Here is a 26232-nt window from a genome sequence, read left to right on the forward strand (position 1 = left end):
CAATGACTTTTGCCAAACCGCCTAAAGCTCAGTAAATTCAGCAAAGTTCAGGGTTTTGGGGGTTAGAGGCATGCTCCACAGATCCCTCAAGCTGGCAAGGGATCGCTATGATTTCAGCATAGTCTGAATCCTTCTGGGGGAGGGCTGGCTTGGTTGTCCGGATCCCTCCAACACCAGACGACTAGAATGAGTAGGAAGCAGATTTGCCTATTCCCAGCAGCATCACCCACTCAGCAGGGCCGTCTTTTTTCTTATGCTAGACGCTTTACTGATCGCGATCTTCATGTTGGCCGGGGCTGGTCTCGGGTTTTACGGCCTGGATTTGCTCCCTCCTGCCGCCATTCAGGGGGCCAATGTGGAAGGAGCCCGTGTCGTCACCAGCGGCTTTGGCGTGCTGGCAGGACTGGCTTTGGGATCCCTGGTGCGCTGGAGCTACCGTCGCTTCGAGGCCAATGTGCGCTCCCTGCCGCCGGACGTGTTGATCAGCCGCTCGGTGGGGTTGGTGATCGGCTTGGTGATCGCCAATCTGGCCATGGCTCCTGTGTACTTGCTGCCCCTGCCTCCCCAACTCAATAGGTTCCTCGAGCCACTGGCTTCGGTCTTTTTCAGCTTGGCCTTTGCCTATCTGGGGGTCAGCCTGGCCGATACCCACGGCCCCTCGCTGCTGCGGCTGTTTAACCCCAACTATGCTTTACAAGCAGCCCTCTGGGCGGAGGGCAATGTGGTGGCTGCCACGGCCAAGGTTTTGGACACCAGCTCCATCATCGATGGCCGAGTGGCCCAGTTGATCGAGACGGGCTTCTTGGAAGGAACCCTGGTGGTTCCTCGCTTTGTGCTGACGGAATTGCAAACCATCGCCGACAAGGCCGATGCCCAAAAACGAGAGCGGGGCCGCAAAGGTTTGGATACGCTGCAGGCTCTACGAGAAGCCTACCCCGATCGTTTCGTTATTCACGAAGCCAACTATCCAGATCTGACCACTGTCGATGAAAAGCTGGTGCGCCTCACCCAAACCGTGGGGGGAACGCTGCTCACCACCGATTACAACCTGAAGAAGGTGGCGGCTCTGCAGGGGGTCAAGGTGCTGAATGTGAATGAGTTGGCCGAGGCGCTGCGGCCCATCTATGTTGCCGGCGACAGCTTTGATATTAAGATCACCCGCGAAGGAAAAGAGCCAGGTCAAGGGGTAGGCTACTTGGAAGACGGCACCATGGTGGTGGTGGAAGAAGGGCAGCGCTCTGTGGGCAAAACCCGCTCTGTGGTTGTGACCAGCGCCATTCAAACCTCAGCAGGCCGCATGATCTTCGCCCGCCTCAACAAGGACTCTGCCCCACTAACCCGCCCGGCCTCTGATCCGGCCAGCCCGGCTTCCTCTGGAAAAACCTGAGTTTTGGCCTACGTTCCCCTAGCGCAATGGTGGCTTCATCCCAAATGGGCGCCCTCCGACCCACTCCGATGTTCTACACGCAGGATCGCCAGAGGCGCTTCTGGAGTTTTTACTGGGAAGATGCCGAGAAGTACGGCATCCACCCTCAGCACATCGTGAGCGGACAGCAAATCTGGGAGGTGGCCAACGCTGGAGAGTACGAAGCCAAGCTCAACCAGGTCTTTGCAAGCGGGGATCCCCTCTCCTACGAATGCCAGGTGCTCTCGCCCCGCTACAAGTTGCATCTCCATCTTTCGCTCAACCCTGTACGGGACACGGAAGGGGAGGTGGCGGCGATTTCGGTGGTGGGCAAGTTGCTGGGGGCCACGCCTTTTGCGCTGGCCGGAGGAGCCAGCAGCCCCAACAGCCAGCCCCATCCTGTCCTGGCCGACCCGGTACAGGGGATCACGACGCAGTTGGTGCGCAACATCCGGCATTCCCTCGATATCCGGCAACTGTGCCAGCAGACCGTGGAGCAGTTGGGGCAACTGTTTGGGGTAGACCGCTGCCTAATGGCCCTCTACGAGGTGGGGCAGGACTCCCTCACGGTCAATGCCGAGTATCGCTGCCACCCTGGGGATCCCTCCCTGCTCCACCAGACCCTGAAGCTGGCAGATTACCCCCATTTGTTGCAGGCCCTCAGACAGGAAGAACCGGTGGAGGCGGGGCGACATCTGGCCATTGCCATGTCTTACCAGGGCTACGCCAACAGCCTGCTCTGGCTGGAAATGCTGGATCCGAACAGGGTTCCTGTTTGGCAGCCAAGCCACATTCAGGTACTCCAGAGCATTGCCACCTACCTGGGCGCAGCCATTGCCCACGCCATTTTGCTGGATCAAAGTCGCCAACTGGCAACCCGCTTGCAGTTAGCCAACCAGACGCTGCGCCAGAAAAATAAGGAGCTGGAGCAGGCCCGTGCCCAAGCGGAATCGGCCAACCAACTCAAAAGCCAATTCTTGGCTAACACCTCCCACGAGCTGCGCACCCCTCTCAACGGGATCATCGGCTTTATCAAGCTGGTGCTGGACGGGATGGCCGAAAACCGCGAAGAGGAGCTGGACTTCTTGCAGGAGGCCTATCGCTCTGCCCTGCACCTGTTGGCCCTAATCAACGATGTGCTGGATATTGCCAAGATCGAGGCGGGCAAAATGCAGTTGGAGTTCCAGCCCTGCGACCTGCGAGCCTTGTTTAAGGATGTGGAGGCCAAGACCAGCTTGCAGGCCAGCCAGAAGGGCTTACAACTGAGCTTTCACTTGCCCAACACTGCAGATCAGATTTTGCTCTTGGGCGATTACCAACGCCTGTTGCAGGTCATGCTCAATTTGGTGGGGAATGCCATCAAGTTTACCCCCAAGGGCTCGGTAACCGTGCGAGCGGATATCCTGCCCGGCAACCCGGGTTTGGCCCGCATCCGCGTCATCGACACCGGGATCGGGGTATCGCTGGAAAAGCAGCAGAAGCTGTTTCAGGCTTTCACGCAGGTGGATGGTTCCACCACCCGCCAATATGGGGGGACGGGCTTGGGCCTGGCCATCAGCCAACGCCTGGTGGAGGCGATGGGAGGGGAAATCAATTTCTACAGCCTGGGCGAAGGGCTGGGATCCACCGTCACCTTTACGGTGCCCCTCTACCGCAAGCCGCTCCTGAGCGGGGATCCGAACCCAGAGGCGCTCCCTGCTCAACCCGCCCGAGATAGACCTGAGGATGCGGATCCCACCTTGATTTCTGTTCCCAACTCAGTCCAGCGATGACCCACCCGGCCATTTCTCCTTCAACCGCTCTGGGTACCTCTCGGTTGCGGCGCAGCACTGCGCGAACATTCCCCCATGCCCTATCCTCGTAAACGGTTTGGTCAGCATTGGCTCAAGGATCCCGCTGTTCACGAGGCGATTGTGCGGGCTGCCCAGTTGAATGATCTGGAGAGAGGGGCGGATCCCACTTGGGTGCTGGAGATCGGCCCCGGCACCGGCCAACTGACGCGGCGATTGCTGGCCCAGGGTGTCCAGGTGGTGGCGGTGGAGATCGACCGGGATCTGTGCCGACTGCTGCAAAAACGGTTCGCCGGCCAACCCCGTTTTCACCTGCTGGAGGGAGATTTTCTCCGCCTGCCGCTGCCTCCTCAACCCCGCCTGCTGGTGGCCAATATCCCCTACAACCTGACCGGCCCCATTTTGGAAAAGGTGCTCGGATCCCCGGCCCAGCCGGTTCGGCAGTTCGAGCGCATTGTCCTTCTGGTGCAAAAAGAGCTGGCCGAGCGCTTGCAGGCCGGCCCCGGCAGCAAAGCCTATGGTGCTCTGAGCCTGCGGACGCAGTATTTGGCCGATTGCGAGCTGATCTGCAGGGTGCCCCCCACCGCTTTCAAGCCCGCCCCCAAGGTGGAATCTGCTGTGATTCGCCTCACCCCCCGCCCCGCCCCCACCCCCGTCCGGGATCCCTGCTGGTTTAACCAACTCCTCCGGCAGGGGTTCTCCACCCGCCGCAAGAAGCTCGTCAATGCCCTGGGAAGCTTGGTGGAGCGAGAGGTGGTCGCAGCAGCTTTGGCTCAGCTCCGCCTCAACCCCGATGCCCGCGCCGAAGAGCTGGCCCTGCCCCACTGGCTGGCCTTGAGCGACCTGCTGCTGGAGAAAGCGCCCAAAAGGGCTGTTGTTCTTCAAGAGGGGCAGGAACCAGGGTAGGGTAAGAGAGGGAAGCTCAGTTGGACGAACCCAAACATCCTCTGGGGTTTTTGAAGTCCCTTCCCGATCTTGTTCTGGATCCCTTTCGCCAATGCAGGTGCATCCATGCAAAGCAACCAAGGCAAGCAAATCCTCTTGACCGGCGGCACAGGCGGGCTGGGTTTGGGGGTGGTTCCCGTGGTGCTGGCCAGCGGAGCAGAGCTGACCTTGACCTATCGACAAGAAAAAGATCTCACCATTTTGCGGGAGCGCCTGCCGGCCAATGCTCTGGATCGGGTTCGCTTTGTGCAAGTGGATTTAACAGATGAGGCAGCGGTTGCCCGCGTCATTGCCGACCTACCCCGCGTGGATGGGCTGATCCACCTGGTGGGGGGCTTTGCCATGGGCCCCACCCACGAGTACAGCTTGGCGGACTGGTATCGCGACTTCGACCTCAACCTCACCACCACATTCCTGACCTGCAAGCACAGCCTGCGCAGAATGTGGCAACAGGGCTATGGGAGGATTGTAACGGTGGGATCCCGAGGAGCGGTGGAGCCGGGCCCGCAATTGGCCGCCTACTGCGCTTCCAAAGCAGGGGTGGTGGCCCTGACCCGCACCATTGCCGCCGAAACCCAAGGCACCGACATCACGGCCAACGTCATCCTGCCCAGCATCATCGACACGCCGGCCAACCGAGCTGCCATGGGATCCGAGCGAGCCAAGCTGTGGGTCAAGCCAGAGTCCATCGGGCAGGTGATCGCCTTTTTGGTCTCAGAAGCAGCGCGGGATCTGCGAGGGGCGGTGATCCCGGTGTATGGCAACGTCTAGGCAACTGGTTGACCAAGCCATGAGCCGCCATTCATGATACAGAATATGCACTTATCCCTATCCAGTTCTTTTCCATGCTGAAGCGGTTATTCTTGGGTGGCTTGCGCCGGCAAATCGGCCGCATTGAGGTGGCAGGGGCCATTGATGGCAAAACTCGCGAGCGGGTTCTCAAGGCCCTGAAAGAGGTGGAAGAAAACCAGATCCCTGCTGTGGTGCTGCGCATCGACAGTCCAGGCGGGACGGTGGCCGACTCCCAAGAAATCTACAATGCCCTCTTGCGTTTGCGAGAGAAAAAGGGCACCCGTATTGTCGCCAGCTTTGGCAACATTGCTGCCTCTGGGGGGGTTTATATTGCCATGGGAGCCGAAAAAATTGTTGCCAACCCAGGAACAATCACCGGTAGCATTGGTGTGATCATTCGAGGCAACAATATCGAACGCCTCCTGGATAAGGTGGGGATTTCATTTAAGGTGATTAAGTCTGGCCCCTACAAAGATATTCTCTCGTTTGATCGCGAGCTGACCCCAGAAGAGCGAAACATCCTGCAAGAGTTGATCGACATCACCTACGGCCAGTTTGTGCAGACGGTTGCCGCTGCCCGCAAGTTAAGTTTGAATGTGGTCAAAACTTTTGCCGATGGCCGCATTTTCAGCGGAGAGCAGGCCCTTCACTTGGGTGTGGTGGATCGCTTGGGCACAGAGGAAGATGCCCGCCTTTGGGCGGCAGAGCTGGCCGGTTTGCCGACGGATGCGAAGTTCTACGACCTGCTCCCCCGGCGCAGAGGTTGGTCTCGGTTTTTGCCGGCAGCAGAAGCCTTGGCCCGTCTGCAGTTTGAAGTGAGCACCTCGGGCTTGCCCCTGTGGCTTTACCAAAAAAACTGGGTCTAAAGCCCCGCCCTAGGGCCTACGGCCCGCTGACGCGACTAGGGCGGCTTTGTGCTGTGCTACCCGCAGCGGCAGGGTAGTCAACCGCTTTAAAAACCCAACAGTCTCACGACTGGATACAGCCTCAATAGGCTTTGTAGTTGTTCTTTGCAACGGTACCTTTGGGCAAAAGGGAACCGCCCTGGATGCCAGCACGCGCGTAGCGCTTGGGGAAACGCCTGGGGAGACGAGCACCGCTGCCGTAGAGGGGCAACCCGATACGGTAAGTGCTGTCGCAGAACCAGGAACCAGAATCTCCTGCCTTTGGGCAGGGGAGTATGTCAACCGTACAGCCCAGCGAGTCAGAGCCGTTGATGGGTGTGGGGGTGCTGTTTGATGTTGTCGGCATCCTTTACCTCTACAACTGCATTGAGGATCCGTCGCGGCTCAACGCTGTGATTGAGCCTGAACACCCCCCGCTCTGGAGTGCAGGTTTGGTGTAAGGGGATGTGGCGAAACTGGGGCTTGTTGCGATAGGTGCGGGCCGCTGCTTGCACCCGTTCCACGAAGTTTTCCCCCAACAGCACCCCCGGCGGGAAAACATCGGTGGGCAAGGTGGGGATCCCGTTGTTCACGATCTCGGCGTAGGTTGTGGCGTAGAGGAGAACATAGGAAGTGCTGCGGCGTTCTTGGGCTAGGCAGTCCAAATCGGCAGCAGGCACCGGCTCGGCCACCAAAACCTCTACCAGGCGACCTTCCTGATCCTGCTGGAAGCAAGTGGCCACTCCCAGCACCACGTACTCCAGTCCTTGCACTGGGCTGGAGCCAAGGTGAGTTTGAGCAGTATCCGACATCGATGCCGATCTCCAAGCGGGGGAGCGAACTTTCACGGCTCCGGCAGGCGCCAAGATCCCTCAAGCCGGGCGCAGTTCTCACCATAGCAACAATTTTTGCGTCGGGCAGCGGGAGCTGTTGCAAGATAGAAGGCGGATCCCAGCCTGGCTCTCTGTGAAGGATGACAGGGGCAGCATTTGGCTACAGGGATCCAAAATTTGCTTTACTGTAGCGAAGCGGGGTCAGTACTGCCCGAGGGGAGCAAGGGGTTGGGTTCCAGGCACCTTTGGCAACCCTTGATTCATCATTTAGGAAGCACTTTAGGAATCCGACTATGGCGGATGGCGAATACAGACCTGGGTTGGAAGGCGTTCCGGCCACACGCTCCAACATTAGTTTTGTCGATGGCCAGGCGGGGATCCTGGAATATCGGGGCATCCCCATCGAGGAATTAACCGCCCACAGTACCTTTCTGGAGACGGCCTACCTGCTGATCTTTGGCAAGCTGCCGACCCAGTCGGAGCTGGACAATTTTGACCAGGCGATCCGCAGTCATCGACGGGTGAAATACCGCATCCGCGACATGATCAAGTCGTTTCCGGAGTCGGGCCACCCGATGGATGCTCTGCAAACCTGTGTGGCGGGCTTGGGGCTGTTTTACCCGCTGCGGGAGATGGATCCCGACTATGTGTTCGGCACCGTCACCCGGTTGCTCTCAAAGCTGCCGACCATGGTGGCGATGTTCCACCAGATGCGACAGGGCAACGATCCCATTCCCCCGGACGACAACCTGGATCATGCTGCCAATTTCCTATACATGCTCTCGGGCAAGAAGCCGGATCCCTGGTTGGCCCGCATTTTCGATACCTGTCTCATCTTGCACGCCGAGCACACGGTCAATGCCTCTACGTTTGCCCTTCTGGTGAGCGCTTCCACGCTGGCTAACCCCTACAGCAGCCTGGCCACGGCGGTGGGTACCCTTTCGGGGCTGTTGCACGGGGGGGCCAACCAACAGGTGATGATGCTGCTGCGGCAAATCGGCTCGGTGGAAAATGTACGCTCGTTTATCGAGGAGAAGCTGGCCAAAAAACAGCGCATCATGGGCATGGGTCACCGGGTTTATAAGGTGAAGGATCCGCGGGCCACCATCCTGCAGCGGCTGGCCGAAGAGCTATTTGAGCGCTACGGCCACGACAAGTACTACGACATTGCCCTGGAGGTGGAGCGGGTGTGTGAGGAGTTGCTAGGGCCGAAGGGGATCTACCCGAATGTGGACTTCTACTCAGGGTTGGTCTACGCCAAGCTGGGGATCCCAGAAGATTTGTTTACACCGGTGTTTGCCATTGCCCGAGCGGCGGGTTGGCTGGCCCATTGGCGGGAGCAGTTGTCCGATAATCGGCTTTTCCGACCCACCCAGGTGTACACAGGTGAACGCCAGCAACGCTACATCCCTATAGAAGAGCGGGGTTGAGAGCCGTTTGACAGGGCGCTGGGCCGAGATCCAAACTCAGTAAGGCCCAAGTCGTGCGTGAGGTGGTGTGTTGAGCCTCTTGGACTCTCCCCTTTGGCGAGACGGATTCACCCTGTTTCTGAGCCTTGTGGTGCAGGCCATGCCATTTCTGCTGCTGGGGGTGTTTCTATCGGGGCTGCTGGCGGTGTTTGTCGAGGGATCCCAGTTGGCCCGTTTCCTGCCCAAAGGCAAAATCGGCAGCGCGGTGGCCGGTGGCGCTTTAGGATTCTTTTTCCCGGTGTGCGAGTGCGGCAACCTGCCGGTGGCCCGTCAACTGGTGATCAAAGGGATCCCACCCCACGTGGCGGTGGCTTTTTTATTGGCGGCGCCGGTGTTTAACCCGGTGGTGATCTTTTCCACTTGGATTGCCTTTCGCTCCATGCCGGAGCTGGTGATCTACCGAGTTCTCTTTTCCTTCGGCATTGCGGTTGTCGTCGGCTTGATCTTCAGCCTGCAAAAGGATTTCCAGCCTCTGTTGCAGCCGTCAGTCTGGCGGGAGCTGCAGCGCAATTGCTCCCAAGAGACGGATCCGAAAAGCACTTCCTGCTCGCCGTTGTTGCGGGGAGGCACCTTCTGGATTGGATCCCAGAGCCCTGCTCAAGGGGCCTCTGGCGGATCCCTGGCCACTTTACAAACGGCTGAAGATGTGTATCGCTCTGCTCTGGCCGCTGCGCCTTCTCCCTCCAGGCGACAAAAAGGAGTTCTCCTGCTGCAGACCTGGGCCAGGGAGATCCGCGAATTGGGATCCGTGCTCATCTTGGGCTCGGCGATGGCGGCCCTGATTCAAACGGTGATCCCGCGTTCGTTTGTGCTGGATTATGGCCAAGATGCATTGCTCTCAATCCTGATCATGATGGCCCTGGCCGGGATCATCTCCATCTGCTCGACGGTGGATGCCTTTTTCGCCCTCTCCTTTGCCGCCACCTTCACGCCGGGATCCCTGTTGGCTTTTATGGTGTTTGGGCCGATAGTAGACTTGAAAGCCATAGGCTTGATGCTCACTCTGTTCAAGCCCCGCGCCATTTTCTACTTCGTGATCTTGGTCTTTCAGCTTACTCTGGTGGGAGCTTTAGCTATCAACTACTATGGCAGTTAAAGCGTTTGTTTGAACCTTTCTCCACAGGGACACCCTCTCCATCCACTCTCCGTCAAATATTCGTCAAATATAGTTGCTTCAGTTTAGGGTAAGACGCCTGGGCTATTGAGAACAGCCTTCTGGCTCGGTGCACTTTAAGTGTGGGTGCAGTGTCCTGCTTTAAATCGAAATGACTATAGAAAGAGTTGCCTGGATAAGGTTTATCACCAGAGTGCTCTGCTCCCAGACGGTTGAGAACTCAGGTGTTACAGGTTTTATTGTAGTAAACTCAAGAAGGACGTAGTCTGGATTTCATAATTATCGCGACCCTATTTTTCAGCAGGACAAAGCTATGAGCAATCTATACTCGACAGACTTTAACTTGTGGATTGACCGAACAACCCGGCTATTGCGGGAAAGGCGCTGGCATGAAATTGACCTAACACACTTAATTGAAGAGGTTGAGAATTTGGGTAAGAGCGAACGACGAGGGATTACCAGTCAATTAACTCGCCTTCTGCTGCATCTGCTCAAGTGGCAATATCAACCTCAGCGACGTTCAGATAGCTGGCTAGATTCCATTACAGATGCGCGAACCCAAATCGGATTGGCCATAGAAGATAGCCCTAGCCTAAAAGGTTATCTGGTAGAGCAACTTGAAGAGAGTTATCAACGGGCGCGCCGCCAAGCAGCCAGGCAAACGGGGATAGAAATCTCGACATTTCCAGATGTCTGTCCCTACTCTCCAGAGTTGGTGCTTGCAGAGGACTGGCTGCCGGAAGTTTGACAGTCCACACCATAAAGCATTTAACGGTGGACAGCATTCCCACAGTACTGACTGTAGAGCTTTGGACTGGTGTTGTCCTGCCCAGACAATCCATCAGGGATTAAACATGGGCAATACAGATAGACCAAGGCCAATTGCTGTGCTACTGTTGCTATTCCTCAAGCAGAGGCGCGCTCCTGCCAGGTGCGCATCTTGCCCGGATTGAGCAGGCCATAGGGATCCACTTCTTCTTTAAAACGAATCTGGCGCGGATCCATCACTTTGCGCCCGCCGTCTTCGATGATGAAAGTGTGGGGGTTGGCAATAAATACTCCCTGCTCTTCGTGGTAGCGCATGATCTCGTTTAGACGCTCTTCGGTGGTAAAGCGGACAATTTGCAGGCCGACAGGGGTAGCTTGCCCGTTGATGCGAATCCACTCCAGGTGCATCAGCACTTCGTCGCCAAAATACTCGTACATGTGCTGCACCAGCTTCAGCTCCCGATCGGCGGGAAAAGCCGATTGTAAATAAGTCAGGCTGGGATCCACGCTGCGGCAGTGCAAAGTGGTGTGGTTCCAAGAAAATTCCCCCAGCGAGATCCCCTTGCTGGCCTCCTGGGCCGTTTTGTTGTAAACCACTTGGCCCCCATGTTCCCGGACAAGCTCCAACAGCGGCTCCAGGCTGCATTCGGCCACCATCAACAGGGCCACAGCGGATCCTTCTGGCAAATGACCCCGCAGCGGTGCAAAGTAGCTGGGGATCGGCCAAGCGTGCAGGCTGACCAATTTCTTGAGGATCCCATCGGCATCTCCCAGGGCTTGGCCAAAATGGGCACAGGGCATAAAGCCCACTTCAGGGGGAAAGGCCACCACCAGCTCCGCCCAAGGATAAGCAGGCGCCAGCGGGATCTCCACCTCGGTGATGATCCCATTGAGGCCCCAGGCATGGCTTACTTTGAATACCTCATCTCCCCGCAGCTCCAGCACCCGGGGCTCTTCCTCCAGGGTGACCACCCGCAGCCCCAAGATGTTGCCCCGATCCCGCAGTTGGCCGTAAGTCACAGAGCCAATGCCACCACTGCCGCCAGCAATGAACCCCCCGATGGTGGCCGTGCGATAGGTGGAAGGAGCCATGCGGATCTCCCAGCCCATCTCCCGGGTGTGTTTGTCGATGGCCATCAACTTGGCCCCCGCCTGCACCCGCGCCAAGCCCGGCTTTGCCCAAAGCACCTGGTTGAGCTTGCCCATGTCCAGGATCACACCCCCGGCCAGCGGGATACATTGGCCGTAATTACCGGTACCGGCACCGCGCACCGTAACCGGGATCCGCAGCCTGGCACAGGCCGCTGCCACCCGCATCACCTCGGCCTCATCGGCGGGGCGCACCACCAAATCTCCCCGCTTGTCGCTCAGTTGTCGGCTCAGCACGGGGCTGTAGTGGTAAAAATCCAACGACAACTTGGCCACCTGAGCCGGATCAGTGATGATCTCAATACCCTCTAAGTCAGAACGCAAAGCCTGCAGCTTGTCAGGAGCGGCAACGATCATAGGTATCCGTATTTGGGTGCAACGGTTCTTCAAACTCCATCATCGGCAGAAATTGCCTGCAAAAGGGTTTGCCGAGAACAGTATGGGAAGGATCCCTGTCCGGCCAGGTCGATTAGCCGAAGCGGCCCTCCACATAATCTCTTGTGGCTTGCTTGGTGGGGCTGTTGAAGATGACTTCAGTTCTGTCAAATTCCATCAGCTCGCCCACACGGTTGGATCCCACCAGCTCCACACTGAAGAAAGCCGTCATATCCGAGACGCGGCTGGCCTGCTGCATGTTGTGGGTGACGATGATGATGGTATATTCCTCCTCCAGCTCCTTCATCAGCTCTTCGATACGGCGGGTGGAAATGGGATCCAGTGCCGAACAGGGCTCATCCATCAAAATCACATCCGGCTGTACCGCCAGAGCGCGGGCAATACACAAGCGCTGCTGCTGCCCTCCCGACAGCGACTGACCATTTTCTTTCAACTTGTCTTTGACTTCATCCCAGAGGGCAGCCCGTTTCAGCGAGGTTTCCACCACCTCGTCCAAGTCTACCTTCATCCCCAGCACCCGCGGGCCGTAGGCCACGTTGTCGTAAATGCTTTTGGGGAAGGGATTGGGTTTTTGGAAGACCATGCCGATACGCCGCCGCACCGCCACCGGATCGACTTCTTTGGCGTAGAGATCCTTGCCGTGGTAGGTGAGCTTGCCCTCTACACGAGCACCGGGGATCAAATCGTTGGTGCGGTTAAAACAGCGCAGAATCGTGCTTTTGCCACAGCCGGAAGGGCCGATAAACGCAGTAATTTGCCGGGCCGGAATGTTCAGGGTGACATTTTTCACCGCCAAGTTGGATCCGTAGTAAACATTCAGGTTCTCGGTCCTGAAAACGTAAGAGGTCTGGTTAAGAGATTGAGTTTGCATGGCAGCACTCACAAAAAGAGCTAGAGTTCGACGAAGAGTTCGATTCAAGACTTTGTTGAGAATCCTCAGGCTATTTCCTGGTCTTGTACACCAAAAAGCGAGCGGTCAAGCTGGCCGCCAAAACAATGGCTAACAAAACCAAAGCGCCCGCCCAGGCCAGCTGCTGCTGCACCCTGTAGGGAATGATGGAGAAAAAGTAGACCATCACCGGCAAGGTAGCCACCGGGCCAAAGAGATTACTGGACCAGAAATTGTTGTTGAAGGCGGTAAAGAGCAGAGGTGCAGCCTCGCCTGCCGCTCGGGCCAAAGCCAGGATTAGCCCGGTTACGATGGCCGGTGCCGCTGCCGGCAAAACGACGCGCATTGTGGTCTGAAAGCGATTTGAGCCCAGGCCAATGGAAGCCAAGCGCATGTCGGGCGAAACCAACAGTAACGCCTCCTCGGTGGAGCGGATGACAATCGGCAGCATCAGCACGCCAAAAGCCACCCCTCCCGAGAAAGCCGAAAAGCCGGATCCCCTCACCACCACAGCATAGGCAAACAGGCCGCAGAGAATGGCCGGTACCCCCGTGAGCACATTGCAGGAAAACTTAACCAGATAAGCCAAGCGGGTGCCGCGACCGAATTCAGACAAGTACACTGCCGCCAAGATGCCGAAGGGAAAGCTCAAAGCCGCCCCCGTAGCCAGCACCATTAAACTGCCGACAATTGCGTGACCAAAGCCCCCTTCCGCCAGGCCAGGGGCGGGGTAGCGGGTCTGGGTGAGGACATCCCAATTTATCCGCTGGATGCCTTCCTTGCCCACATCCCACAGCACCCAAGATAGGGAAGCTATGATCACCGCCACAAAGAGGCCACTCAGCAGGGTTAGGACAATGCCTGTGTAATTGCGGACAGGGGCAATGGCGGCACGAGTAATGTCGATGTCAACCTTCTCAGGGGCAAGCTGTGCTGAGTCGGACATGATAACAGTGCTCCTTCATCTTCTTTCTGCTTCCGAAGTTACTGCTCCAAGTTTTGAAACTTGCGAATAATGATCTCGGCAACGATGTTGACCAATAACGTCAGCACCATCAGCACCACGCCGGCATACATGAGAGCCGAAACCTGCAAGCGTCCTGCCTCCCCAAACTGAGAAGCAATCAAGGCGGTAATGGTGGATCCCGGCTGCATTAGGGAGATATTGATGCGGTTGGCGTTGCCGGAAAGCATGGCCGCTACCATGGTCTCTCCCAGGGCCCGCCCCAGCGCCAGCATGATCGAGCTGACGATACCCGACAGGCCGGCAGGGATCATCACCGTTAAGAGGGTCTCCCAGCGGGTTGCCCCCAGAGCCAAAGCCCCCTCTTTTAGGCTGCGTGGCAGAGATTCAAAGGTACTGCGGGTAATGGAGATGATGATGGGAGAGATCATGATCCCCAGCACCATAGCCACTATCAACAAGCTGGGCCCCCGCGGAGCCGGGCCACTCAAGAAAGGGATCCAACCCAGCGTCTGGTTAATGGCTCGAAAGATGGGCCGCACTGCTGGAATCAGCACAAAGATCCCCCACAGCCCCAGCACCACACTGGGAGTGGCCACGATCAGCTCAATGGCAAAACCAATCGGCGCCGTTACCCACTTGGGAGCAAAGCCTTCCGTCAGGAAGATGGCTGTGCCAATGCCCAGAGGAATGGCAAAAATCAAAGCCACCAGAGAGGTCACCAGACTGCCATAAATCTGCGGCAGCACCCCGTAGATGTTTTCCACCGGGTTCCAGCGGGCAGTAACCAGGAAGCCCAAGCCAAACTGCTGGATCGCCGGCAGAGCCGCTTCGGTGGTTTGAAGAATCAACCAGATGAGAATAATGCCGGCAAACCCTGCCAAGGCCAGCGTCAGGCGGACAAAACCCACATCAACAGCCCGGGACGGGCTTGCCTTTTTCTCAATGTCAACATCTATATCCGGGTTTGGTGGTGAACCATAACCCGTAGCCGCTGAAGTCATAGCCTCTCTCCCATGATCATCTTCGGTTCAAAATCTTTCCTAAAAATCCCACCGTGCAAGGTAAGCCCAGCAGCCGACCGAGAAAGCCTCATCTGCCTCCTCAGCCGGCCACCAGCTCCACTCTAGTGGAGTTCAGGCTGCACCCCGGTCATCGCACCGCATTGGGGTTAACGGTAATGGCATCCAGCTCGGCAAAGATCCGTTGGATAGCCGCCTCAGGCATGGGGATGTAGTCCAGCTCGCGGGTAATGGCCTGACCTTCCGGCCCCTGGGTCCATTTCAGAGTCTCCACCAGCTTGGTCAGCTTCTGCTGATCGGGATACTCGCGGTACAGCATCACCCAGAACAAGCCCACGATTGGGTAGTCATTTGGCCCTTCAGGGTCGGGCACCAACAGCGCAAAGTCATCAGGAATGGGAGCATCCAGCGCCGAGGTAGCTGCCTCGGTGGAGAACTCAACAATGTTGCCCGCTTTGTTTTCCAAGCGAGCAGTGGCCATCTTTTCCAGCTTGGCATAGGACTGGTTCACGTAGCCAATTGCCCCTGGCTCCTGCTTGATGGTGGCGGCTACGCCCTCATTCCCTTGGGCTCCAATGCCAACAGGCCACTCGACAGAAGTACCAGCACCGGCTGTCCAATTAGGGCAGACAGTTCTGATGTGGTTGGTGAACACAAAGGTAGTCCCAGAACCATCAGAGCGGTGTACCCAGGTGATGTCCAGGGGTGGCAGCTTGTTTGCTATACCTGGGTTCTCGGCCTTGATGCGAATGTCGTCCCAGCGAGTGATCTCGCCGGTCACGATGCCGCAGTAGGTTTTCCGCTTCAGGATGAGCTCTCCGTCTTCAATGCCGGGCAGGTTATAGGCAAACTCGATGGCCCCTCCCGCCAGAGGCAACTGTAGGGGATCATAGCCGTATTTAGCTCGGAAGCTTTCCAGGCGAGCACCGGAGAAAGGCGCCTCGGAAGCGCCGAAGTCCACAGTGCCATTGATCACCTGCTCTAGGCCAGCACCACTACCGACAGACTGATAGCTGACTTGCACAGTGGGGTCTACGGTGCGGTTGTAGGCGTCAAACCAACGTTGCAGCAAAGGAGCCGCAAAGGTCGCGCCCGCCCCGGAGATTTGCACGGTTTGGGCTTGAGCCGAGGTCGCTGTTAGAAATCCTACTGTTAGAGCGGTGAGGGAGAAAGCAGAAAGCAGGGTTCGCATAGGTAATATCTGTGGCAAATCAACATCTTCAACCCTATAACCTCAAAGTTAACGGAGGGATATCTAAAGGTTAACTTTGGGTTAAGTCAAGAGAAAAATCGATATTTTTGAGTGTGCTGGCTCGTTTCCAAACCTCGATTTTCCATCTGGTGGTTTTGGCCAGTTTGGATTTCAGCAAAATCAGGATCCTGGAGCCCAGGATCCGCGAAAAGGCTTATACTGCTGAACTTCTATCTCATTTGACAACCAATCAAACGGACACAACTTGAATAAGAGCTAAGCTTAGACGGCTGCAAAAAAACTCGATCCAGATCCAAGATGTGTAAAATTTGAGACAAAGATGTTGCTCACCTCTCGGCAAGCTTGGACATGATTTCAGCAGGGCGGGAAAAGCCCCGCCCAGAGATTCTTTCGGCTTTTGGCAGAGAGAATTGGTTAGAAGATAGACTCCAACCTTCTAGACGTGGGGCAGCTCTACATGTTCCCCGAGCAGAGAAAGATCTGGGCTCTAAGCTGGGATCCGCCCGCCCCCCATGAGGTACAGCAGGGCCATGCGCACCGCCACGCCGTGGGTGACCTGCTGCTCAATCAGGTTCAAGCCGGGATCCTCCATCACCTCGGAGCTGAGTTCCACACCGCGATTGACCGGGCCGGGGTGCAGAAGCTTGACATCCGGGTGGCACAGGCGCAGTCGTTGCCGCGTGAGGCCGAAGAAGTGATGGTACTCCTGCAAGCTGGGGAGAAGGAACTCGCCCATGCGCTCCTGCTGCAGGCGTAGGGTGATAACAAAACGCGACCCTTCGAGGGCAGGCTCTAGCTGCCAATGGACAGGGAGCGTATGGCCGGGTACAAACTGGGCAAAATCCTTGGGCAACAGGGTGGGAGGGCCGGCTAAGTGAACCTCAGCTCCGGCGGCCACCAGGGCGTAGATATCGGAGCGGGCCACTCGCGAGTGGAGAATATCGCCGACAATGGCGATTTTGATCCCTTGCAGCAACTCCAGACGGGGACGCCGGGGATCCAGATGGCTGCAGAGGGTAAACAAATCCAGCAGGCCTTGAGTGGGATGTTCGTGCAGTCCATCCCCAGCATTGAGAACGCCCACAGGGGATCCGCGGCGGTCGATCTCGGCAGCTAATTGTTGGGGCACTCCTGCCTGGGCATGGCGAACGATTAAGAGATCGGATCCCATGGCCAGAAAGGTGCGGGCCGTATCCAAGAGCGTCTCCCCTTTGCTCAAGGAAGAAGTGCCAGGGGAAAAGTTGAGCACATCGGCCGAAAGGCGCTTGGCCGCCAGCTCAAAACTGGTACGGGTGCGGGTGGAAGGCTCGAAGAACAGCGTCACCACCACCTTCCCCTGCAAGGTGGGCACCTTGGGCAACCGCCGCGTCAACACCTCCTGGAAGCTGGCAGCGGTTTGCAAAACGATTTGATATTCTTCGGGGGTAAAGTCCGCCAAGCCCAGGACATGTTGCCGCTGCCAAGCCATAGGGGATCCTCAAATGCCCAGGCGGGCAAAGATCTCGTCCAAATGGGTTAGGTGGCGCCGCGGATCAAAACAAGCCTGCAGTTCTGCCTCGCTCAGGTGGGCCATCACTCGGGGATCCGCCAGCAGATTGGCGCGGAAATCCCCGCCGGGCTGGTTCCAGGCGCGGTGAGCATTTTCCTGCACCAGGCGGTAAGCTTCCTCCCGGCTCAAGCCCTTCTCCACCAAGGCTAGAAGCACCTGCTGGCTGAAGATGACGCCGCCATAGATGTTGAGGTTGCGCTCCATGTTGCCGGTGTGAACCTGCAGGTGGCGCACCAGGTCGGCCATGTTCACCAGCAGGTAGTGGCAGAGAATGGAGGCATCGGGCAGGATAACCCGCTCCACCGAGCTGTGGGAGATGTCCCGCTCATGCCAAAGGGGGATGTTTTCCAGAGCCGGAAGGGTATACCCCCGCAGGAGGCGGGAAATCCCGGTTAGCTGTTCAGATTTGATGGGGTTGCGCTTGTGGGGCATGGCAGAGGATCCCTTTTGGCCGGGGGCAAAGTATTCTTCCACCTCCAGCACGTCCGTCCGCTGCAGATTGCGGATCTCGGTAGCAAAGCGCTCCAGCGAAGAGCCAATCAAAGCCAAGGTTTGCACGTATTCAGCGTGGCGATCCCGCGAGATTACCTGTGTCGAGGCTGTATCGGGCTTCAGGCCCAGGCGAGCGCAGGCCAACTGCTCCACCTGGGGAGGCACGTTGGCGTAGGTGCCCACGGCGCCAGAGATCTTGCCCACCGCCACCACTTCCCGCAGGCGAGCTAGGCGCTCTTGGTGGCGCAGGCACTCGGCCAGCCACCCTGCCAGCTTAAAGCCAAAGGTAATCGGCTCGGCGTGAACACCGTGGGTGCGGCCGATCATGAGGGTGTAGCGGTGCTGCCGAGCTTGGTCGCGGATAGCAGCGATGAGGTCGGCCAGGCGAGCTTGCAAGATCTCCACCGAGGCCACAAGCTGCAGGGCCAGGGCCGTATCCAACACATCCGAGCTGGTCAGGCCCAGGTGGATGTAGCGCCCTGCCTCGCCCACGTGCTCGTTGAGGTTGGTTAAGAAGGCAATAACATCGTGCTTCACTTCCGCCTCAATTTCCAAAACCCGCGCCGGGTCAAAGGCGGCTTTGGCTCTGATCTCCTGCAGGGCTTCTTGCGGGATCCGCCCCAGCTCCGCTTGCGCCTCACAGACGGCCAGCTCAACTTGCAGCCAGGTCTGGAGCTTGTGGGCAGTGGACCAAATCTGGCCCATTTCGGGCAGAGTGTAGCGCTCGATCAAGGTGCCTTTTCCGTCGGTACAGTAGGATGAGCTAGGCTATTTTAGCCTTTGGCGTCCCCCCTCGAGGAAAAGCCGCTGGGGGATCCCTGCGGGCTTGGCTTGCGGTGTCGAAGGAGCAGCAAGGAGTTTGCAGATGACCGTCGGAGCTGTGCCAACTCAGGGAAAAAGAGCTTGGACAGCCGAAGAATTCATGGCGTTGTCCAGGGAGGGACATCGCTACGAGATTGTTGATGGGAAGCCAATTGATATGGGAAGCGCGGGGGCACTCCATGGTTATGTCTGCAGCCTCCTATTGGCAGCTTTGACCCCCTACGTTTTGTCCAACAAGCTGGGGATCGTTCTAGATTCCAGCACTGCTTTTAAGATGAAGAGTGGAAATTGGCGCTCCCCTGACATCTCTTTTTTTGCTAAAGAACGCTTGCAGGGCATGGCTGAACTGCCCACAGGATTTTTGGAAGGCGCTCCAGATCTGGCTGTTGAAGTGCTTTCCCCCCGCAATACGGTTGAAGAAATTCATGACAAGCTGGTGGAGTACTTTGAAAATGGCAGCCGCCTGGTTTGGCTGGTTCACCCCAGCGAGCACTACGTCCTGGTGTATCGCAGCTCTCAAGAGCCTGACCGCCTCCTGAAATCGGTTGATCTTCTAGAAGGTGAAGAGGTTATTCCAGGATTTGCCCTGCCGGTGGCTCATCTATTCCAGAAGCTTTCCTTGTAACATCCCCCCGCCCTCACTCTAGCCAATAGAGCTTGGGCCTCCCAACCTTGCCATTGGGCATTCCTGCCCCGCGTCACAGAACGACTTGGCAGAGGAGTCGGTATCTCGACCCTGACTTTCCCGCCAGAGCGCGGAACTTGTAGCTCCCCGCACCCCTTGCAAGTTAAGTGCAGGGGGTTGCCCCTCTCGCCGACGGTCTATATTGAACTAGTTCGGGATCCGAAGAGGACGTCATTAGCGGTGCGGAGCACAATCAAGTGTCGATGGGGAAGGATAGCTCTGATAGGTTTCTTGGCAGCATTCCTCGCTCCTGCCCCTGCCATCTCTTTGCCTGCCTTCCCACCTCCTCCTGAGAAGACCTCGGCCCCAAACACCGCTTCCGAGTTCAACTGGCAGGGATCCCTCAAGTTGCTGCGGGGGGATCCCGTAGCTGCCCTGGCGGATCTGGATCGGGCGGTGCAGTTGGATCCCACCTATGCGCCGGCCTATGTGAACCGCAGCTACGTCTACAACCAGTTGCGCCAGCCGGAAGAAGCTCTGGCCGATGCGGAGCGGGCCATTCAGTTGAATGCAGGGATCCCAGAAGCCTACTTCAGCCGCGGCGTGGCCCACCTGCAACTGGGGGATCGAGAAGCGGCGATGGCCGACTTTCGCCAGGCGTTGGCTCTCTTCTCCAAGAGTGGCAACTTTGCCGACCGAACCATCACGCAACAACTGCTGCGCCAGTTGGGGGTGGATTAGCCTTGAGTCTTTAGAGACTTGCGTTCTCCCAACCACTCTGATAAGGAAACTTCCTGAGCTTGCAGCCCAAAGACCTGACAAAAGGACTTCACCACCACCGGGGCCACTGCCGCCATCGTTACTCGGGGACAAAACTGAACCAGGGATCCCACAGGTCGGCCGGGGATCCCACAGGGCACAATCGCCTCAAAGGCCGACAGATCGGGGCAGACATTCAAGGCAAAGCCATGGTAGGTCACCCAGCGGGAAACCTTGATGCCGATGGCCGCCACTTTGCGGCCCTGCACCCAAACTCCTGTCAAGCCAGGGATCCGCTCCCCCTGTAGGCCGAAGTGGGCCAAGGTCTGGATGACCACCTCTTCTAGCTGGCGTAGGTACTCGTGGAGATCTGGGCGGTGGCGCTTTAGGTTCAGCATCGCATAGCCCACCCACTGCCCCGGCCCATGGTAGGTCACTTCGCCGCCGCGCTCCACCCGCAGGATTTCCGGCTCTTGTTCAGAAGGAGATTCCGGGTGGATAGCCGGGGATCCTATCGGCTGAGAAAGGCTCTTGAGAAACTTGGGATCGGCTCCTGCCCCCAAGGTGTAAACCGCAGGATGGGTGAGCAGCAGTAATCCGTCCGGCAACTGGGGATCCCGGATCATATGGGCCAGTCTTGCCTGCTGCCAAGCCCAGGCAGTGCGGTAGGGCACTTCACCCGGCAGGTGAACCTGCAGAAGCGGCAGTTGCACGGGGGATCCAGAAAAGTTCACCTAGCTTACAGGTTTAGTTAACCTGCGCCCGCAACCGCTCCAACAGGGCCCGCGGCTGCAACAGCCCCTCAATGCGGTCAATCGGCTTCCCATCTTTGAAGAGGATCAGCGTTGGCACCGCTTGAATGCCCCAGCGAGCAGCGATGGTTGGGTACTTTTCGGTGTCAACCTTCACAAAAGTAACCGCATCCCCCACCTGAGGTTTTACCTGCTCCAACACTTGCGCCATAACCTGACAAGGGCCGCACCAGGAAGCATAAAAATCCACCAGGATCGGGGTTTTGGATCCCTGAATCATGTCGGCAAAACTTTTGAATTGCTGTTTGTGCGCCATAGGAAACTCCAAGGGTGTTCTGAAAAGCCTGAGATGAAATCTATTTGTAAGCTAACTGTTTGAGATTAAAAATTGGTGTGGAGATCTCGCCGCAGCCTGCTTCGGTTTCCCGGTAGGATGGCTAGGGTTTGGGGGAAGAGCTAGAGCGTACCTGTAGTCTAGGGTGTTGTGGTGGACAAAGGGGCAGACTTTAGCAGGGTTTAAGGACTTGGAGGAGTGGGATCCCGATGGCAACAAGCAGCAGCATGGTGAATCGTGGCGTGTTGGCCACAGTGCTGGCCGGGGTAGGACTCAGCCTATGGGGGGCTTGGCGTTGGCTGTGGGATCCCTGGGGCTGGGCTCAGGTAGTGGCCGGGTTGCTGCTGAGTTTGGGCAGCTTGCTCTACTGGCTCAAGACCCGCCCCGCCGATCACCTGGTGGTGGAGCCCCAAGGCTGGCGCATCAGCCGCCACACCCCCGAGCACTGGGTCATTCAAGCGGAGTTTGTGGCTCGCAACCTCAACCCCCTTTTGGAAGTCACCTTGGCCCAGGTGGAGCCGCGACTGCATTTGCTCAGCGCCGGATCCCTAGAAGGCATTGACACCCGCCTACGCCTGCGCTCTCGCCATCCGGATCTTCCCCCCCGGCAAGACAACTACTGGCAGGCTTATATCCTCACCCCCCAGAGCCAGACTGGCCTAGAAGTCGAGATCGAGCTGAAGGGGAAAGGGCTAGCGGATCTGCGCTCGGCCTGGCTCCAGCTGGACTACATTCAGTACGGGCGGCAGCGGCGCACCCTCAAGACCAGCCATCTCATCCTGCCGTTGCAGGAGGTGGAGCCCTTGCCAGAGCTGAACTGGCAGCAGCAGGGATCCCTCCTTTGGGCCGCCGTTCCCACCCATCTGCTGACCCCCAGCGATGACTTGGCCGAGGTGCTACGGCGGTATGTAGGCCCTCACATCCAGCCCGGCGATATGGTGGCCATCTCGGAAAGCGCCGTGGCTATTGTCCAGGGCAACTTCCGCCATCCCCTGCAGGTGCAGCCCGGCTGGCTGGCCCGCACCCTGTGCTACTTCTTCCCCTCCAAGACCAGTCTTTCAAGCTGCTACGGGATGCAGACTTTGATCGACTGCTCCGGGGCCTGGCGGGTGGTGTGGGCTTTTGTGGTGGGATCCCTGGCCAAACTGCTGGGGATCCCGGGGGTCTTTTATGCCCTGGCGGGGGAGCAGGCCGATCTCATCGACGACGTTACTGGCACCCTGCCTCCCTATGACCAGTTCATCGTGCTGGGGCCGCGGGATCCGGCCAAGTTGGTGGGGGATCTGCATCGGCAGACGGGCTACGAAGTGGCCATCGTGGATGCCAACGATCTGGGGCAGGTCAAGATCCTGGCAGCCAGCCCCGGCGTAGAGCGGGAGCTGGTGGAGCAAGCCCTGGGCAAGAACCCCGCCGGCAATGCCGCTGAACAAACCCCCCTTGTGCTGATCAGGAAGATGACACCTGACTGAGGCTCTGCTGGGATCCGAGGGCTTGCATCGCCTGGTGAGTGGAGAGGAAGAAGCGCTCAGCGCCCACTTTCTCCACAAACCCAGCCTTTTGGAGGCGATCCATTACCGGCCCCTTCACCTCGGCCATGGCAAAGCCCACCCCTGCCTGCTGCAAACGTTCCACCAACTGGGTCAGCACTTCCAAAGCGCTGCCGTCGATGAAGTTGATGGCGCTGGCAACGAGCAGCACCTGCTCCACTGTGGGTCGCGCCGCCACCTCTCGCAGCAGATACTCCTGCAAGTAGGCTGCGTTGGCAAAAAACAGGCTCTCGTCCACCCGCACTGCCAAGATACGGGGATCGGTAATCACCTCATGGCGCTGCACGTTGCGGTAGTGCTCCGTACCGGGCACCTGACCCACGATGGCAATGTGAGGACGGCTAGCCCGCCAAAGAAAGAGCAGGATGGAGACTAACACCCCTATTCCGATCCCCTGCTCCACTCCGATCCCCAGCACACTGGCAAAGGTTACCAACCAAACCAGGGCATCGCCACGGTCGTAGCGCCAGCTTTGCAGCAGGGGGTGAAAATCCACCAGGGCCAGCACCGCCACCAGAACAATGGCCGCCAGGGTGGTCTGGGGCAAGAAGGTGAACAGGGGCATCAGCCAGATGACCGTCAAAGCCACCAACAGGCCGGTGATTAGGGAGGCCAGGCCACTGTTGGCGCCTGCTTGAAAGTTCACCACCGACCGGCTGATGCCTCCCGTTACCGGATAGCCGCCACTGCAGGCTGCTGCCAAGTTGGCTGCCCCCAAAGCCACCAGATCTTGGTTGGGATCCACCTTCTGCCGCCGCTGGCTGGCCAAGGACTGCCCCACGGCATAGCTCTCCGTGAAGCCCACCAAGCTAATGGCCAAGGCGGTGGGCAGAAGCGCTGTCCACTGTCCCCAGCTCAACGAGGGAAAGCCCAAGGGGGGCAACCCGGAAGGAATGGAGCCAACAACGGATACCCCTGCCCTCTCCGAGAGGTTTAGGCCCCAGACCAACAGGCTGGTCACGAGCACAGCCGCTAGCGGTGCCCCCTTGGTCAAAATCAAGGCCCAACCTGGAGGCACACCCCAACGCCGCAGTTGGTGGGGCAACTTTCGCTGAGCGTACACCAGCAGGGATACGGCCAGCAGCCCCAAGCCAAAGGTTGCCCAGTTCACCTTGTCCAGGCTTTGCCACAGCCGCTGCACCAACAGCAAGAAGGACTCCGTATTGGCGATCTTGACCCCCAGGAGGTGGCGGAGCTGGCTGAAGCCGATGATCAAGGCTGCCGCGCTGCCAAAGGCAGTCACCACTGCATGGCTGAGAAAGTTAGCCAAAAATCCCAGCCGCAGCAGTCCCATAGCCCCCTGGATCAGAGCCACCTCCAGAGCCAAGCCCAAAGCCAACTGCCCGTACTCCGGGCTGCCCGGCAAGGACTCCGTCCCGCTGACGCGACCGGCCAGGGGCTCCAACCCCGCCGCCACCAAGAGGGAGATGATGGCCACCGGCCCCACCGCCAAGGCGCGGCTGGATCCCAGTAGTCCATAGACGATCACCGGCAAAATGCTGGCGTACAGGCCCACTTGGGGGGGCAACCCGGCCAACAGGGCATAGGCCATGCTCTGAGGCACCAGCAGAATAGCCACCACAAGGCCGGCGATCAGATCTCCCGGCAAATCTGATCGTTGATAGTGGAAGACCCAAAGGGACTCCTTAGCAAAGGGCAGGTACCGCGCCAGGATCCCTTGCCCCCCAGAGGAAGTAGAAGGGATCCCGTTCATAGAGACTGACCTCGGTTCCAGGGCATGCGAGCCAAGAGCAGAGCCATGCCACAGGTGTTGGTTACACCCGCAAACACCAGCCCAGCGCCCACAAAGCCACTCAGCAGCAGCCACCAGGAGTTGACAAAGGCCCCCAGAAGGGTTCCGGTGAGCACCAGGGATCCCGCCGCAATCTGCACCTGCCGCATGATGGAGATGGGCGCATTTTGGGTGCGGGTAACAGGCAGCTTAGCCGCTTTCCAAGCCTCGATCCCTCCCTTGAGGCTAATGACCTCCGGCCAACCGCGGTCTAGCAACTGGCAACTGGCCCGAATGGAGCGGCTGCCCATGCGGCAGTGCAACACCACCGGCTTCTCTGGCGTGGAAGCAGGCACTTTGGCCGGGTCAAAGGTAGATAGGGGCATGTTGATGGCCCCCGGGATCCGCTCATCGGCATATTCTCCCGGCTCCCGCACATCAATGAGCTGGACTCGCCCCTGATCCAGCCACTGTTTTAAGGTCAGGGCATCGATCTCCTTGAGACGGGGATCCCGTTCTTGCGAAGCGGAAGGGATAGGGTTTTGTTGGGTTACGGTCATGGTTGTCTCCTTGCTTCTAGCGTTGTCTAAAATGCAAAATGCAGCGATTTTTGGGATTAATCCCCCTCCTCAAGCAAATGACTGGGCTCACCGGGGTAAAACCGGCTATCCAGGATTTGCTCTGAGGAATAAGGGCAGGTTTTGGGGAAAATCTTTCTGGGCAGCTTGGTCTCCTCCAGGGCCAGCTTCAGCGCTCCCAAGTAAGACTTGGAGATGGCCTCTGGCAAATAGGGCTTGAGACTTGGGCTTTCTTCAAGAAGCTCCAGAACTTCCTGCCGCTGCAGCTGGAGGGTGAGGAGCCAGCTTGCGGATCTCCCCTCTGGCTGGTACTCCCACTTGAGGAGATGCCCAACCAAAACTGCAAGTCGGTTTCGCAGTTCCTGCCGCTGTTGCCTGCCCAACGATTCAATCTCCTCGACTAAATTGGGCAGATCCAGCTTCTCCCAGGCCCGATCCCGCAGAAATTGAGCTTGTTGCTGGATCCAAGCATAGAAATCGCTCTCATAGAGACTTTCTCGATCCACGCTCAAACTCTCCATTTCTGGCAAGCCAATTGAGAGAAGGTTACCCAGAGCAGCGGGCCCTCACCATCGGAGTTTCACATGGGCTCCCCAGCCGGCGGGGGCTTACCCTGCACCTCGCTGCCCAGAAGGAATTAAACCGCTGCTGCCACTTGGCCGCACTGCTCGTTGGCCGGCACCGCTTCCTGGATCTTCTTCGGCTGGGGCAGGTTGAGGCTGTTCATCAGGGCAATAAAGCTCTCACGGGAACGCAGGTTGCCCGTTTCCGGATCCACAAAGCGCGGGTTCCAGCGCTTCTCCTCGCCAATGGTGGAGACGGTGTGCCCGCGATAGTCGTGGCCAGGATAGACCAGCGTCTCATCGGGCAGCGTAAACAAGTGCTGGGTAACATGGTCGTACATCAGGCCGGGATCCCCACTTTGGAAGTCGGTGCGGCCACAGCCGCGAATCAACAGGGCATCTCCGGTAAGGACGCGATCCCCATTCACGCGGTAGGTCATGTGGCTGTCGGTGTGGCCCAGGGTAGCGATGGCTTCAATGACGACGGATCCCACTTGCAGCGTTTCCCCATGACCGATGAAACGATCTGCACATTGAGCCTTGGCCTGTACTGGCACCACCCCTTGGCAACCGGTCAGTTCCCGCAGCTTCCCGGTTCCCGTGATGTGATCGGCGTGAACGTGGGTTTCCAGGCAGTACTTCAAGGTTAGACCCAATTCCCGAATCAGCTTCAAATCCCGCTCCACCTGCTCCAGTACCGGATCCACCAGCGCGGCCTCGCGAGTTGCCGGATCCGCGATTAAATAGGTGTAGGTGCTTGTTTCTGCGTCGAACAGTTGGCGAAATAGCATAGTGCCCTCCTGTCTGGTATCGAAAGCCCGACGTGAACTTGGACTTTCTAGGAAC

The 26232-nt window shown here is 58.1% G+C and carries 25 protein-coding genes; 11 read left to right on the forward strand and 14 right to left on the reverse strand.

Annotation, left to right across the window (positions count from 1 at the left end; translation table 11 throughout):
* Positions 1-253 precede the first annotated feature (253 nt).
* From NW849_RS03255 to sppA, 5 genes are all read left to right on the forward strand, one after another.
* Complete coding sequence (locus NW849_RS03255; RefSeq protein ID WP_414355888.1) at positions 254-1387, forward strand: PIN/TRAM domain-containing protein; 1134 nt, start codon at positions 254-256, stop codon at positions 1385-1387.
* A 44-nt stretch (positions 1388-1431) separates the two neighbouring features.
* Complete coding sequence (locus NW849_RS03260; protein ID WP_414355890.1) at positions 1432-3177, forward strand: sensor histidine kinase; 1746 nt, start codon at positions 1432-1434, stop codon at positions 3175-3177.
* A gap of 75 nt (positions 3178-3252) precedes the next feature.
* The gene (gene rsmA / locus NW849_RS03265; RefSeq protein WP_414355891.1) at positions 3253-4101 is read left to right on the forward strand and encodes a 16S rRNA (adenine(1518)-N(6)/adenine(1519)-N(6))-dimethyltransferase RsmA; all 849 of its coding nucleotides are present in this window, start codon (positions 3253-3255) and stop codon (positions 4099-4101) included.
* Positions 4102-4206: 105 nt separating this feature from the next.
* Positions 4207-4911 (forward strand): 3-oxoacyl-ACP reductase FabG, encoded by a 705-nt coding sequence (gene fabG, locus NW849_RS03270; protein WP_414330883.1) that lies wholly within the window; start codon positions 4207-4209, stop codon positions 4909-4911.
* Positions 4912-4985: 74 nt separating this feature from the next.
* Positions 4986-5798: a signal peptide peptidase SppA gene (gene sppA / locus NW849_RS03275; RefSeq protein ID WP_414355892.1), complete on the forward strand. Its 813-nt coding sequence runs from the start codon at positions 4986-4988 to the stop codon at positions 5796-5798.
* A 338-nt stretch (positions 5799-6136) separates the two neighbouring features.
* Here sppA and NW849_RS03280 read toward each other — a convergent pair whose 3' ends face one another.
* Positions 6137-6628: a hypothetical protein gene (locus NW849_RS03280; protein WP_414355894.1), complete on the reverse strand. Its 492-nt coding sequence runs from the start codon at positions 6626-6628 to the stop codon at positions 6137-6139.
* A gap of 314 nt (positions 6629-6942) precedes the next feature.
* On the opposite strand from NW849_RS03280, the gene NW849_RS03285 reads away from it, so the two are divergent.
* The 3 genes from NW849_RS03285 to NW849_RS03295 all read left to right on the forward strand — a co-directional run bounded on the left by NW849_RS03285 (position 6943) and on the right by NW849_RS03295 (position 9980).
* Complete coding sequence (locus tag NW849_RS03285; RefSeq protein WP_414352130.1) at positions 6943-8079, forward strand: citrate synthase; 1137 nt, start codon at positions 6943-6945, stop codon at positions 8077-8079.
* 79 nt (positions 8080-8158) lie between these two features.
* Entirely contained in the window at positions 8159-9214 is a 1056-nt protein-coding gene (locus NW849_RS03290) for a permease (RefSeq protein WP_414355919.1), read from the forward strand.
* 331 nt (positions 9215-9545) lie between these two features.
* Positions 9546-9980 carry a DUF29 domain-containing protein gene (locus NW849_RS03295; RefSeq protein ID WP_011433505.1) on the forward strand — a complete coding sequence of 145 codons (435 nt, stop codon included), beginning with the start codon at positions 9546-9548 and terminating at the stop codon, positions 9978-9980.
* 158 nt (positions 9981-10138) lie between these two features.
* On the opposite strand, the gene NW849_RS03300 is transcribed toward NW849_RS03295, so the two are convergent.
* The 7 genes from NW849_RS03300 to purB all read right to left on the reverse strand — a co-directional run bounded on the left by NW849_RS03300 (position 10139) and on the right by purB (position 18406).
* Complete coding sequence (locus NW849_RS03300; RefSeq protein ID WP_414355895.1) at positions 10139-11506, reverse strand: FAD-binding oxidoreductase; 1368 nt, start codon at positions 11504-11506, stop codon at positions 10139-10141.
* A gap of 112 nt (positions 11507-11618) precedes the next feature.
* Positions 11619-12416: a phosphate ABC transporter ATP-binding protein PstB gene (gene pstB, locus NW849_RS03305; RefSeq protein ID WP_414355896.1), complete on the reverse strand. Its 798-nt coding sequence runs from the start codon at positions 12414-12416 to the stop codon at positions 11619-11621.
* A 70-nt stretch (positions 12417-12486) separates the two neighbouring features.
* Entirely contained in the window at positions 12487-13380 is an 894-nt protein-coding gene (gene pstA, locus NW849_RS03310; RefSeq protein ID WP_414355897.1) for a phosphate ABC transporter permease PstA, read from the reverse strand.
* Positions 13381-13418: 38 nt separating this feature from the next.
* The gene (gene pstC, locus NW849_RS03315; RefSeq protein ID WP_414355898.1) at positions 13419-14309 is read right to left on the reverse strand and encodes a phosphate ABC transporter permease subunit PstC; all 891 of its coding nucleotides are present in this window, start codon (positions 14307-14309) and stop codon (positions 13419-13421) included.
* Positions 14310-14550: 241 nt separating this feature from the next.
* Positions 14551-15612, reverse strand: a complete 1062-nt coding sequence (gene pstS / locus NW849_RS03320) for a phosphate ABC transporter substrate-binding protein PstS (protein WP_414355899.1) — start codon at positions 15610-15612, stop codon at positions 14551-14553.
* Between the two features lie 508 nt (positions 15613-16120).
* Complete coding sequence (locus NW849_RS03325; RefSeq protein WP_414355900.1) at positions 16121-17101, reverse strand: aspartate carbamoyltransferase catalytic subunit; 981 nt, start codon at positions 17099-17101, stop codon at positions 16121-16123.
* 9 nt (positions 17102-17110) lie between these two features.
* A complete protein-coding gene (purB, locus tag NW849_RS03330) occupies positions 17111-18406 on the reverse strand; it encodes an adenylosuccinate lyase (protein WP_414355901.1) in 1296 nt (431 codons plus the stop codon).
* 133 nt (positions 18407-18539) lie between these two features.
* Between purB and NW849_RS03335 the strand changes: the two genes are divergently transcribed.
* Complete coding sequence (locus NW849_RS03335; protein ID WP_011430559.1) at positions 18540-19121, forward strand: Uma2 family endonuclease; 582 nt, start codon at positions 18540-18542, stop codon at positions 19119-19121.
* 291 nt (positions 19122-19412) lie between these two features.
* Complete coding sequence (locus tag NW849_RS03340; protein WP_414355902.1) at positions 19413-19862, forward strand: tetratricopeptide repeat protein; 450 nt, start codon at positions 19413-19415, stop codon at positions 19860-19862.
* On the opposite strand, the gene lipB is transcribed toward NW849_RS03340, so the two are convergent.
* Together lipB and trxA are read right to left on the reverse strand one after the other, a co-directional pair.
* On the reverse strand, positions 19859-20593 hold the full coding sequence (gene lipB, locus NW849_RS03345) for a lipoyl(octanoyl) transferase LipB (protein WP_414355903.1): 735 nt from the start codon (positions 20591-20593) through the stop codon (positions 19859-19861). The two genes, NW849_RS03340 and lipB, sit on opposite strands and share 4 nt — an antisense overlap.
* A 34-nt stretch (positions 20594-20627) precedes the next feature.
* A complete protein-coding gene (trxA, locus tag NW849_RS03350; protein WP_011433516.1) occupies positions 20628-20948 on the reverse strand; it encodes a thioredoxin in 321 nt (106 codons plus the stop codon).
* Between the two features lie 227 nt (positions 20949-21175).
* On the opposite strand from trxA, the gene NW849_RS03355 reads away from it, so the two are divergent.
* Positions 21176-22435 (forward strand): hypothetical protein, encoded by a 1260-nt coding sequence (locus tag NW849_RS03355; protein WP_414355904.1) that lies wholly within the window; start codon positions 21176-21178, stop codon positions 22433-22435.
* On the opposite strand, the gene NW849_RS03360 is transcribed toward NW849_RS03355, so the two are convergent.
* The 4 genes from NW849_RS03360 to NW849_RS03375 form a co-directional block, all read right to left on the reverse strand.
* A complete protein-coding gene (locus NW849_RS03360; protein WP_414355905.1) occupies positions 22413-24227 on the reverse strand; it encodes a SulP family inorganic anion transporter in 1815 nt (604 codons plus the stop codon). The genes NW849_RS03355 and NW849_RS03360 overlap by 23 nt on opposite strands.
* Positions 24224-24805, reverse strand: a complete 582-nt coding sequence (locus tag NW849_RS03365; RefSeq protein WP_414355906.1) for a rhodanese-like domain-containing protein — start codon at positions 24803-24805, stop codon at positions 24224-24226. Before NW849_RS03365 ends, NW849_RS03360 begins: the two co-directional genes overlap by 4 nt.
* A gap of 56 nt (positions 24806-24861) precedes the next feature.
* Complete coding sequence (locus tag NW849_RS03370; RefSeq protein ID WP_414355907.1) at positions 24862-25329, reverse strand: DUF29 domain-containing protein; 468 nt, start codon at positions 25327-25329, stop codon at positions 24862-24864.
* A gap of 131 nt (positions 25330-25460) precedes the next feature.
* Positions 25461-26177 carry an MBL fold metallo-hydrolase gene (locus tag NW849_RS03375; protein WP_011433521.1) on the reverse strand — a complete coding sequence of 239 codons (717 nt, stop codon included), beginning with the start codon at positions 26175-26177 and terminating at the stop codon, positions 25461-25463.
* Between the last annotated feature and the right edge of the window lie 55 nt (positions 26178-26232).

The organism is Synechococcus sp. R55.3 (assembly GCF_047461975.1).
Taxonomy (GTDB): domain Bacteria; phylum Cyanobacteriota; class Cyanobacteriia; order Thermostichales; family Thermostichaceae; genus Thermostichus.